Origin of the sequence: Mesorhizobium sp. M7A.F.Ca.AU.002.02.1.1 (assembly GCF_003998535.1) — a bacterium.
In the GTDB taxonomy this organism is placed as follows: domain Bacteria; phylum Pseudomonadota; class Alphaproteobacteria; order Rhizobiales; family Rhizobiaceae; genus Mesorhizobium; species Mesorhizobium ciceri.
The window spans coordinates 1-10,987 of sequence record NZ_RZPB01000135.1 but is presented as its reverse complement, the minus strand read 5'-3'; the positions used below and the strand labels follow the sequence as shown (position 1 = coordinate 10,987).

Below are 10,987 nucleotides of genomic sequence, written 5' to 3'. Positions count from 1 at the left end.
GCTGCTGCCGACCATCACCGTTATCGCCACGCAGACCGGCTACCTCATCGGCGGCCTTGTCGTCATCGAAACGCTGTTTCGCTACCAGGGCATCGGCTCGCTGATCTTCACTGCCGCGCGCGGCAAGGATTTCCCGATGCTGGAATCCGGCATCCTCACCATCGGCATCGTCTATGCCGTGGCCACTCTTGTCGCCGACTTCCTCTATTCCGTGCTCAATCCGCGCATCCGGCTGGGGTCAGACCAATGAGCACCATCCAGACCACCTCCTCGACACCCGACGACACGCGCCCGCGCGGCCCGCTGGCCGAGGTCTTCTTCTCGCTGCTGCGCTCGCGAACATTCCTTGTCGGTTTCGCCATCGTGCTGTTCTGGGTTGCCTGCGCGCTGTTCGGCGAGCACTTCGCACCCTACGACCCGCTCGCCGACGACATCATCAACGCGCTGGCGCCGCCTTCTTCCGAACACTGGTTCGGCACCGACCAGATCGGCCGCGACGTCTTCTCGCGCGTCATCGTCGGCTCGCGCGACATCCTGACCGTCGCCCCGCTGGCGACCTTGCTGGCGACAGTGGCCGGCACGGCGCTCGGCCTCGTCACCGGCTATTTTCGCGGCCTCGTCGACGATGTCGTCAGCCGAATCCTGGAAGCCTTCATGGCGATCCCGGTGGTCATCGTTGCGTTGCTGGCGATCGTTGCGCTCGGTACCTCGAAGACGACGGTCATCGTTGTCATCGGCTTAAGCTTCGCGCCGATCATCGCGCGCACCGTGCGCTCCGCGGTGCTGGCCGAGCGTGAACTCGACTATGTCGCTGCCGCGCAGCTAAGGCATGAAAGTGCCCTGCATACGATGTTCGTCGAGATCCTGCCCAACGTCATTCCGCCGATCCTGGTCGAAACCACTGTGCGGCTCGGCTATGCCATCTTCGCCGTCGCCACGCTCTCCTTCATGGGTTTCGGCATCCAGCCGCCCTCTCCCGACTGGGGGCTGTCGATCTCCAACAATTACGGCATGATCGGCGGCGGCTTCTGGTGGACGGTGCTGTTCGATGCGCTCGCCATCGCCTCGCTGGTCATCGGCGTCAATCTGGCCGCCGACGGCGTTCACGGAGCGCTCAATGACTAACTCCGCCAAGGCCGAAAACGCACTCGAAGTCACCGATCTTTCGGTTGCCTACCGCGTCGCCGGCCGCAACCGCGCCGTGCTGCGTAACCTCAGCCTCACCATCGGCCAGGGCGAAGCCTATGGGCTGGTCGGCGAATCCGGCTGCGGCAAATCCACCGTGGCGCTTACGGTGGTGCGCTATCTGCCGAGAAACGGTTCTATCACCGGCGGCACGATATCGCTCGACGGCCAGAACGTGATGAAACTCGACGCCGAGGCGCTCAGGCGGGCGCGGGCCGAAAGCGTCTCCATGGTCTATCAGGACCCGGGCAAGGCGCTGAACCCGTCGATCCGCGTCGGCCGTCAGTTGACCGAGATTTTTGAACTCGGCGGTATTTCGGGACAAGCGGCCACCGACCGGGCGATTGCGATGCTCAATCGCGTGCGCATCTCCGATCCGATGAGCGTGATGCAGCGCTACCCGCACCAGCTTTCCGGCGGCATGCAGCAACGCGTGGCGATCGCCATGGCGCTGGCCAACGATCCCTCGATGCTGATCCTCGACGAGCCGACCACCGGCCTCGATGCGACGGTAGAGGCCGAAGTGCTCGACCTGATCGCACAGCTGCGGCAAGAACTGTCGGCCTCGATCCTGTTTATCAGCCACAACCTCGCCGTCGTCTCCAACATGTGCGACCGCGTCGGCGTGCTCTATGCCGGCATGCTGGTCGAGGAAGGGCCGACGGAGGTCGTCTTCAACGACCCGCGCCATCCCTACACCGTAGCCTTGCTGCGCTGCCTGCCGCGCGGGGGCCAGCGCAAGGACCAGGGCCGCCTCGATACCATTCCCGGCTTCCTTCCCGGCATCGGGGTCGACATCAAGGGCTGCGCCTTCGCCGATCGCTGCGCGCTCGCCGACGACCGCTGCCGCAGCGAATTGCCACCGCTCTACGATCTGGGCGGCCGGCTGTCGCGCTGCTTTCATCACGACAAGGCGCAGGCGCTGCCGCGTGCGACACCGAGCGATGTGGCGCCTGTACCAAGGGCGGCGGCAGCGCCGGTGCTGCGCGTCACCGGGCTGAACAAGACCTATGCCAGCCATGGCCATGCACTGCGCGCCGTGAAGGACGTGTCCCTCGACCTGCGGCCTGGCGAAACGCTCGGGCTGGTCGGCGAATCCGGCAGCGGCAAAACGACCTTCGCCAGGCTGCTGCTCGGCCTTGTGCCGCCGGACGCAGGCGGCACGATCGAGCTGGAAGGCAAGGCGCTGGCGCCCAGGCTGGAGAACCGCAGCGACGACCAGATCAAGGCGATGCAGATCGTCTTCCAGAACCCGGACTCCGCACTCAACCGATCGCATTCGATCCGGCATCTGATCGGACGCGCGCTAAAGCGGCTGGCGGGCCTCTCCGGCAAGGCGCTGGAGGCTCGTCTCAACGACCTTGTCCGCTCGGTGCGGCTTACGGACCGGCATCTGGCTGTAAAACCGCGCCAACTGTCCGGCGGCCTGAAGCAGCGCGTCGCCATCGCCCGCGCCTTCGCCGGCGTCCCGCGCATCGTCGTCTGCGACGAGCCGACCTCGGCGCTCGACGTCTCGGTGCAGGCGGCCATCCTCAATCTGCTCGCCGACCTGCAGTCGAAGGAAGACGTCAGCTACATCTTCATCTCGCATGATCTGGCCGTGGTGCGTTACCTCTCCGACAAGATCGCCGTGCTCTATCTCGGCCGCATCATGGAGCTCGGACCGTCGGAGCAAGTCTTTTCCGGGCCGCATCATCCCTACACAGAAGCGCTGCTGTCGGCCGTGCCCAAACTCGACCAGACCGAGACGGCGCGCATTCGTCTCGACGGCGAAATCCCGAGCGCCACCAATCCGCCGTCGGGCTGCGTGTTCCACACGCGCTGCCCGCGCAAGATCGGTCCGATCTGCGAACAGCAGGAGCCGCCGCTGAGCGAGGCCCAGCCCGGCCATTCGATCCGCTGCCACATTCCATATGCCGAACTGGCCAGGCTGCAGAGAGCGGCCGTGACCGAGCCGGCATAGCGAGCGTCACCATCACCCGCGTGGCTTGGCCGGTCAGATCTGGCCGGCCATGCTGAGAGCACGGTCGCCTTCCGAAAAGCCCTGCCCTTCGGCCCAGTCTCTGGCCAGCGTGCGCAGGCCTGTGAGCGCGACATCCAGAACATCCGACGAGGCGGGGTTCGAGGGATAGGCGAGGTAGATCGGCCGCTGGAACACCGGCGTATTGTCGATGCGCCGCATCTCGCCGCGCTCGATATGACCGCTGACGGCGCTGAGCGGCAGATAGGCGGCGGCCTGCTGTGACAGCACGTGCTGCAGCCCGATGAAGACCAGTCCGGCCGATATGGCGGGCTTGACCATGCCGGCAAAGGCGCGGTCGTGCTCGATGCGGAACTCCAGCCCCCAATCCATCAGAATGTAGTTTTCGGTCCACGGCCTGGTCTGCGCGGCATGCTGGACAAGCACGACCTGATCGACCGCCAGCGTTTCGTAGACGATGCCGGGATGCGGTCGCGGCAGGTAGAGGATGCAGATGTCGAGCAGGCCTTCCGCCAGCTGGTCGATCGCCGAGTCCGGGAAGCTGCCCTCCAGCCGCAGCGCCACGTTCGGCCGCCTGGCGCGCATCCACTCGACCCATGGCGAGGTGATGCGGTCCCACAGATAGGCAGGCGCGGTCAGCCGCAGCAAGGTCTCGTAGCCATCGGGAACGGCGATGTCCTGCCGCGATTGCTCCCAGGTGCGGGTGATGGAAGAGGCATGTGGCAGGAACTGCCGGCCGGCCGGCGTCAGCGTGACGCCATCGCGGTCGCGCACGAAAAGCCGGCGGCCCAACTGCTCCTCCAGCCCCCTGATCCGTGCGCTGACGGTGGACTGCGCGAGGTTGAGCCGGCTGGCTGCGACGGTGAAGCTGCCATGGGTGGCGACTTCGAGAAAGCTGCGCAGATTTTCAGTGTCCATGCCCACCTCTGCATCGAAAATTTCGATGACCCCTATCAAAAAATATCGCTTTCCGGCGGCAGTCAACAATGAACTAGATGGCCGAACCCCAAGACACGCGAGGAATCCAGCCATGCCCAAGCATTTCCGGATGATCGACAACGCTCGCAGAACGCTCACTGCAATCGAAAATTCCGCTGTCGACGAATTGCTGGCCGGCAGGATGGACCGCCGCGACTTCCTGCGCCATGGCAGCGTGCTTGGTCTCTCACTGCCGTTCCTGGGCAGCCTTGTCGCGGCCGCCGGCCTCGGCACGCAGCAAGCACGCGCGGAGGGCAAGCCGGGCGGCACGGTGCGCGCCGGCGTGGCGACGCCGGGCGGCGCCATCGATCCCGTCACCTATTATGACAGCGGCAGCTACCAGCTGGTTTTCCAGACCGCCGAATTTCTCTGCATCACGCAGCCGGACCTCACCTTGAAGCCGGTGCTGGCGGAGAGCTGGGCGCCGAACGAGGACGGCAGCGTCTGGACGTTCAAGCTGCGCAAGGGCGTGAAATTCCACAATGGCGAGGATTTCAAGGCCGACGACGTCGTCGCGACCTTCGACCGGCTGGCCGACCCCAAAGGCGCTTCTAATGCACTTTCCGTGTTCAAGGGGCTGCTGTCGAAAGGCGGCACCCGGAAGGTCGACGACCACACCGTCGCCTTCCATCTCGATGCGCCGAATGGCAGCTTTCCCTATTCGGTGTCGATCGACAATTACAACGCCGTCATCCTGCCGGCGAGCTACAAGGGCGACTACGAAAAGACGTTCGAAGGAACCGGGCCATTCCGGCTGGAGACCTACACGCCAAAGGTCGGCGCGACCTTCATCCGCAATACCGACTATTGGGGCGAGAAGGCGCTGCCTGACCGGCTCGAATTCAAATTCTACGGCGACGTGCAACCGCGCATCCTGGCGCTGCAGGCCGGCGAGGTCGACATCCTCGACGCCGTTCCGCTCGATGTAAGCCAGGTGGTGCTGAACAGTCCTGATATCACGGTGCTGCGTGTCGCTTCGACCGCGCACCGGCAGCTTCACATGCGCTGCGACACCGGCCCCTTCACCGACAAGCGCGTGCGCCAGGCGCTGGCGCTGTGCATCGACCGCTCCAAGCTGGTCGACGGGCTGTGCCGCGGCATGGCGGCGACCGGCAATGACAGCCCCTTCGCACCCGCTTTCCCCGCAACCGACAAGACGGTGCCGCAGCGCGTCCAGGATATCGCCAAGGCCAAGCAGTTGCTGGAGGCGGCGGGCCTTGCCAGTGGTTTCGACATCACGCTAACGACGCTGCGCTATTCCGACATTCCCCGCTACGCGCAATTGTTCCAGAATTTCGCCAAGGGAATCGGTGCCCGCATCTCGCTCAACATCGAAGACCAGGACAAATATTACGGCAAGGCGGTGTTCGGCCAGTCGGACTGGCTGGACAGCCCACTTGGCATCACCGACTACGCCCATCGCAGCGTGCCGAACGTCTTCCTGAAGAGCCCGCTGGTCAGCGACGGTCCGTGGAATGCGGCGCATTTCAAGAGCCCGGCCTATGACGGCATGGTCACCAGCTATCTCAAGGCGCTTGATGTCGGCGCGCAACGCGCTGCCGCCTCCGACATCCAGAAACTGCTGCTCGACGAGACGCCTGTCATCTTCAGCTATTTTCCCGATCTGCTGGTGCCGGTGCGCAAGAATGTCAGCGGCTTGCCGCCGATCGCCGCCGGCCTGCTGCTCGATCGCGTGTCCCTGAGCTGATCGTGCCTCAACGCCCGATGACAAAAGAAACTAAACGGGAGACTACCATTCGCAAGCCTCATCTGCGCGGCCGCGGGCCGCATTTTCCGCTGCTCGACAGCATCGTGCAGTACGACTTCGAGCCGGGCTACATAGCCTTCACCATGCCGACGCAGAAGCGCCTGCGTGTGCAGGTGGGGTCAATGACCGTGGCCGATACGACCAACGCCTTGGTGTTCTACGAATCCGATCATCTGCCGGTCTACTATTTTCCGATCGGCGACGTTCGCGAGGAGTTCCTGCTGCCGAGCAAGACCACGACAGAGGACCCATTCAAGGGCACAGCCACCCACTATTCGCTCAACACCGGCATCACGCTGGTCGAGGACGCGGCCTGGCGCTATCTCGATCCGGTCAAGGGCTGTCCGCCGATATCGGACTACATGTCGTTCACCTGGAGCAAGATGGGGCACTGGTTCGAGGAGGACGAGGAGATCTTTGTCCACGCCCGCGATCCCTTCCGCCGCGTCGACTGCCTGCCGTCGTCGCGGCGCGTGCAGGTCATCCTCGATGGTGAGCAGGTCGCCGATTCACGCCGCGGCGTGTTCCTGTTCGAGACCGGCCATCCAGTGCGCCACTATCTGCCAATCGCCGACACGCGGCTCGATATGTTCGCGCCCAGCCGCTACATCTCGCGCTGTCCTTACAAGGGCATCTCCAACTATTATCACGTGACGACCAAGGCCAAGCGTCACGAGAACCTCGTCTGGTATTATCCTGAGCCGGTGCACGAGGCGGAGCGCATCAAGGGGCTGGTCTGTTTCCACCACGAGCTGGTCGACAAGATCCTGGTCGATGGCGTCGAAATCCCGAAGGAAGCCACGGCCGCGTCGAGCGGTTATTTCTAGGCATCGACGCCGCTTGCGCGCGGGCGCTTGATCGAAGCACGGGTCAGCGCATACCCTCCCTGGGACAGGGAGGACACTCGATGGATCTTTTCAAGCTGGATGGCGATGTCGCGCTGGTCACCGGCGCCGGCAGCGGCATCGGCCAGGCCATCGCGATCGGGCTGGCCGAGGCAGGCGCCGACATCGCCTGTTTTGGTCATGCGTCGAAAGGCGGGCTGGATGAAACGGCGCACCGGATCACGGCACTCGGCCGCAAGGCGCTGGTGCTGAACGGTACAGTGACATCGCAGAGCGATCTGGCGGCGGCGATCGATCGAGTCGAGAGCGAACTCGGTGCGCTGACCGTTGCGGTCAACAATGCCGGCATTGCCGGCTCCGAACCCGCCGAGACGATGCCGCTGGAGACGTGGCAGAAGGTGCACGAGGTCAATGTCGCCGGCGTGTTCCTGTCCTGTCAGGCCGAAGCGCGCAAGATGCTGGTGCGAGGCAAGGGCTCGATCATCAACATCGCCTCGATGTCGGGCACCATCGTCAACCGGGGCCTGACGCAGGCGCACTACAATTCTTCGAAGGCCGCCGTCATCCACATGTCCAGGAGTCTCGCTATGGAGTGGGCCGATCGCGGCCTGCGCGTCAATGTCGTCAGCCCGGGCTACACACTGACGCCGATGAACAAGCGGCCTGAGGTGGCCGAAGAGGTGAAGATCTTCAAGCGCGACACGCCGATGGGGCGGATGGCGGCGCCGGAGGAAATGGTCGGACCGACGGTGTTCCTGGCCAGCCGCGCAGCGAGCTTCGTCACCGGCCTCGACCTGATTGTCGATGGCGGCTACGTCTGCTGGTAGAGGTTCAACTTCGCCTGCAGTCTGAATTTATACGCCTCGCGCGGTGTTAGTCGTTGCGCGACATGAACCTTGATATATATAATTTCATCCCATGAAACTGGCTTGGCGAGATGGCGCTTGCCGGGTCGACAGCCGAGAACATGAGACCTTGATGGCTCGCACCTTGCAAGGCGCCGCAAGACTGGCAATCGATCCGCAGATGACCGCCCCCGCAGCGATCCGTCGGCAACCATGACGCCGACACTGCAGTCCTGTTCCATCATCACTAGAATTGAGCACCATCTTGCCTGCGTCGGCCAAAGCCGGGGCAATAATCTGGCGCCGACGGCCTTGCGCAAAGACCAGCCTTTCCAACACAATCAAGAAAAGCCGCAAGAAGGGAACGAACGATAATTTTCACAGCTTGAAGGAGAACAAGCATGTCACTTCGCAGTGTGATTTCGAACTTAACAATGGGAACCTTCGCACTCGCCGCGGCGAGTGCACTGACACCTTCCGCCCAAGCCGCCGCACCAGAATCCAACGATCCGATCAAGATCGCGCTGTTCGACTGGACCAGCGTCAATCTGAACGCCAAGATCCTTGGCGGTATCCTGGAAAAGCTCGGCTATACCGTCGAGTATCCCACGGCCGACTACCTCTCCAGCCTGACCACGGGCCTCACCAATGGCGATCTTGATGTCGGCCTGGAGTTCTGGGACACGACCGCCGGCGAAGCCATGAAGGCCTCCGATGCGACCGGCCAGACCGAACGGCTGGGTAAGCTCGGACCCAAGGCCAAGGAAGAATGGTGGTTTCCGGAATACATGAAGGAGAAATGCCCGGGCCTGCCCAATTGGGAAGCGCTGAAGGACCCGAAATGCGCCGAAGCCTTCTCGACGGCGGAGACCGCACCGAAGGGACGCTATCTCGGCGGCCCGGTGACATGGGAAGGCTTTGACGACGAGCGCGTCGAGGCGCTGAAACTGCCCTTCACCGTCATCCATGCCGGCACCGACGCGGCGATGTTCGCCGAGCTCGATTCCGCCTATCAGCGCAAGGCGCCGATCATGCTGTGGATCTATTCGCCGCATTGGGCGCCTGCCAAATACAAGGGCGAGTGGGTTGAATTCCCGGAATACACGCCCGAGTGCTACAACGACCCGAAATGGGGCGTGAACCCCGACGCCAAATATGACTGCGGCAAGCCGCATGGCGAGATCTGGAAATACTCCTGGTCCGGCATGAAGGACAAATGGCCGGTCGCCTACAAGGTGGCCAAGGCCTACACGATCGACACCGATGAGCTCAACAAGATGAGCGGCGAGATCGATCTCGGCGGCAAGACACCGGAGGACGTCGCAGCTGCCTGGATCGCCGCCCACGAGGCCGACTGGAAAGCCTGGGCGCAGTGATCGTTCCGACTGGAAAAATGAGACCCGGCTGCTGACCAGCCGGGCCTCACTTGTTGATATTCCAGAGGGACGTTCGAATGACGGACAGGACTGAACAGGAGCCAAACACGGCGGGCGCGCCAAAAGACGCCCGTCCGGTAAAGCTTGCCTGCCGCAATGTCTGGAAATTGTTCGGATCGAACGCGGCCAATTTCATCCGCGAACGTGACGGCAAGGCCAGCATAGCCGACGTCACGGCTGCCGGGCTGGTCGGCGCGGTGCGCGCCGTCGACCTCGAAATCCGCCAGGGCGAGATTTTCATCATCATGGGCCTGTCGGGCTCCGGCAAGTCGACGCTGGTGCGCTGCATGTCGAGGCTGGTCGAGCCGACCCACGGCAAGGTCGAATTCGAGGGCAATGACCTGCTGAAAACCTCCGATGCAGCACTCATCGAATTGCGACGACACCGCATGGGCATGGTGTTCCAAAATTTTGCGCTGTTGCCGCATCTCAACGTGCTGGAGAACATCGCCTTCCCGCTCAGCATCCAGGGGCAGGACCGGGCGACACGCGAAGCAAGGGCGCGCGAGGTCATCGAGCTTGTCGGCTTAAGGGGTCGCGAGCATTTCTATCCGCGCGAACTGTCCGGCGGCCAGCAGCAGCGTGTCGGCATCGCCCGCAGCCTGGCGACAAAACCGGAAATCTGGTTCCTCGACGAGCCGTTCTCGGCGCTCGATCCGCTGATCCGCCGCGAGATGCAGGACGAGCTGATGCGGTTGCAGATGATGCTGCACAAGACCATCGTCTTCATCACCCATGATTTCGACGAGGCCATCCGGCTGGCCGACCGCATCGCCATCATGAAGGATGGCGAGGTCATCCAGATCGGCACGCCGGAGGAACTGGTGGTCAATCCGGCGACCGACTACGTCGCCGAGTTCACCCGCGACGTCGACCGCGCCAAGGTGATCTCGGCACGCAGCCTGATGCGCGCCTGCGACGGCTCGGAGCACGGCGGAACGGTGGCGCCGGAGGCCAAGATATCCAGCTTTTCCGCCAGCATCGTTGCCGCCAACAAGCCGTTCGCGGTCGTCAACGGCAGCGGCAAGCCGATCGGCGAGGTGACGCCGCAAGCGGTGATCGATCTGCTGGCCGGCATTGAGCGTTCCGGAGCCGGCACATGACGGTGACGGCAAGCGCCGGCGAAACACGGTCGCGCCCGGTTCAGGTCTGGCTGCTCGTCTGGGCGGTGGCACTCGCGGCCGTGCTTGTCGTGTTCCTGTTGCGAGACCGCCTGTCCTGGGCGGTCAATTATCCGGCCAGCGCCGTCGTGCCGGTCGCCGATTGGGTCAGCGCGCTGATGCGCTGGATCAAGTCGAACCTGTCGTGGCTCACCCGCTCGATCACCGCGGTGCTCGGCGTTCCGCTCGATTTCGCGCTCAATCTGCTGGCCAAGAATTTCAAGATCGGTCGGGGCGCAGAAGCCTATGTCCTGCCGCGGCTGTCCTGGGTCGGCGTCTGCGCTGCCGCCTTCATCGCGGGGCATGCCGCCGGCGGCAGAAAACTCGGCCTGCTGGTCGGCGGCTGCTTCCTCTACATCGCGCTGTTCGGCCAATGGACCAGCGCCATGCTGACGCTTGGGCTGATCTCCATCGCCGTGCCGTTCTGCATCGTCACCGGGCTGTTCGCCGGCATCTGGGCGTGGCGCAAGCCGTGGGCCGAAAGGCTCATCGTCTCCCCTGCCCTCGACCTGATGCAGACGATCCCGACCTTCGCCTATCTCATCCCAATGCTGCTGCTGTTCGGCAACAGCCCAGTCTCGGCGATGATTGCGACCGCCATCTTCGCCACCCCGCCGATGGTGCGAGCAACGATGCTCGGCCTATCGCGGGTGCCGTCGGAGATCGACGATTTCAGCGAAATGGCCGGCTGCACGGCGCAGCAGAAACTGTGGCGGGTGCTGCTGCCGTCGGCGCGGCCGACATTGATGGTCGGCGTCAACCAGGTCATCATGCTGGCGCTGAACATGG

General features: G+C 63.6%; 10 protein-coding genes. 9 read left to right on the top strand and 1 reads right to left on the bottom strand.

Features of this window, described 5'->3' with window-relative positions; translation table 11 throughout:
• The 3 genes from EN879_RS11280 to EN879_RS11270 form a co-directional block, all read left to right on the top strand.
• Positions 1–250: ABC transporter permease subunit (locus tag EN879_RS11280; RefSeq protein WP_127274060.1), on the top strand; the 250-nt coding region annotated here is incomplete at its 5' end.
• A complete protein-coding gene (locus EN879_RS11275) occupies positions 247–1,125 on the top strand; it encodes an ABC transporter permease (RefSeq protein ID WP_027163828.1) in 879 nt (292 codons plus the stop codon). The genes EN879_RS11280 and EN879_RS11275, both read left to right, overlap by 4 nt.
• The gene (locus EN879_RS11270; RefSeq protein ID WP_063167627.1) at positions 1,118–3,148 is read left to right on the top strand and encodes an ABC transporter ATP-binding protein; all 2,031 of its coding nucleotides are present in this window, start codon (positions 1,118–1,120) and stop codon (positions 3,146–3,148) included. The genes EN879_RS11275 and EN879_RS11270 overlap by 8 nt, the downstream gene beginning before the upstream one ends.
• A 33-nt stretch (positions 3,149–3,181) precedes the next feature.
• Here EN879_RS11270 and EN879_RS11265 read toward each other — a convergent pair whose 3' ends face one another.
• Entirely contained in the window at positions 3,182–4,084 is a 903-nt protein-coding gene (locus EN879_RS11265) for a LysR family transcriptional regulator (RefSeq protein ID WP_063170184.1), read from the bottom strand.
• Positions 4,085–4,196: 112 nt separating this feature from the next.
• On the opposite strand from EN879_RS11265, the gene EN879_RS11260 reads away from it, so the two are divergent.
• The 6 genes from EN879_RS11260 to EN879_RS11235 form a co-directional block, all read left to right on the top strand.
• Complete coding sequence (locus tag EN879_RS11260; protein ID WP_063167626.1) at positions 4,197–5,852, top strand: ABC transporter substrate-binding protein; 1,656 nt, start codon at positions 4,197–4,199, stop codon at positions 5,850–5,852.
• Complete coding sequence (locus EN879_RS11255; RefSeq protein ID WP_164745786.1) at positions 5,849–6,739, top strand: DUF427 domain-containing protein; 891 nt, start codon at positions 5,849–5,851, stop codon at positions 6,737–6,739. Before EN879_RS11260 ends, EN879_RS11255 begins: the two co-directional genes overlap by 4 nt.
• Before the next feature lie 80 nt (positions 6,740–6,819).
• Positions 6,820–7,584 carry an SDR family oxidoreductase gene (locus EN879_RS11250; protein ID WP_013532887.1) on the top strand — a complete coding sequence of 255 codons (765 nt, stop codon included), beginning with the start codon at positions 6,820–6,822 and terminating at the stop codon, positions 7,582–7,584.
• A gap of 419 nt (positions 7,585–8,003) precedes the next feature.
• Complete coding sequence (locus tag EN879_RS11245; protein ID WP_027163833.1) at positions 8,004–8,978, top strand: ABC transporter substrate-binding protein; 975 nt, start codon at positions 8,004–8,006, stop codon at positions 8,976–8,978.
• A gap of 77 nt (positions 8,979–9,055) precedes the next feature.
• Positions 9,056–10,141 carry a glycine betaine/L-proline ABC transporter ATP-binding protein gene (locus tag EN879_RS11240; protein WP_063167624.1) on the top strand — a complete coding sequence of 362 codons (1,086 nt, stop codon included), beginning with the start codon at positions 9,056–9,058 and terminating at the stop codon, positions 10,139–10,141.
• Positions 10,138–10,987 (top strand): ABC transporter permease subunit (locus EN879_RS11235; RefSeq protein ID WP_127274059.1); only part of this gene is annotated, 850 nt, incomplete at its 3' end. The genes EN879_RS11240 and EN879_RS11235, both read left to right, overlap by 4 nt.

Excerpts from the sequence above, each read along its gene's own strand:
- EN879_RS11250 (WP_013532887.1), top strand. The coding sequence starts at position 6,820 with ATGGATCTTTTCAAGCTGGATGGCGATGTCGCGCTGGTCACCGGCGCC.
- EN879_RS11265 (WP_063170184.1), bottom strand. The coding sequence starts at position 4,084 with ATGGACACTGAAAATCTGCGCAGCTTTCTCGAAGTCGCCACCCATGGC.
- EN879_RS11270 (WP_063167627.1), top strand. The coding sequence starts at position 1,118 with ATGACTAACTCCGCCAAGGCCGAAAACGCACTCGAAGTCACCGATCTT.
- EN879_RS11275 (WP_027163828.1), top strand. The coding sequence starts at position 247 with ATGAGCACCATCCAGACCACCTCCTCGACACCCGACGACACGCGCCCG.
- EN879_RS11245 (WP_027163833.1), top strand. The coding sequence starts at position 8,004 with ATGTCACTTCGCAGTGTGATTTCGAACTTAACAATGGGAACCTTCGCA.
- EN879_RS11240 (WP_063167624.1), top strand. The coding sequence starts at position 9,056 with ATGACGGACAGGACTGAACAGGAGCCAAACACGGCGGGCGCGCCAAAA.
- EN879_RS11260 (WP_063167626.1), top strand. The coding sequence starts at position 4,197 with ATGCCCAAGCATTTCCGGATGATCGACAACGCTCGCAGAACGCTCACT.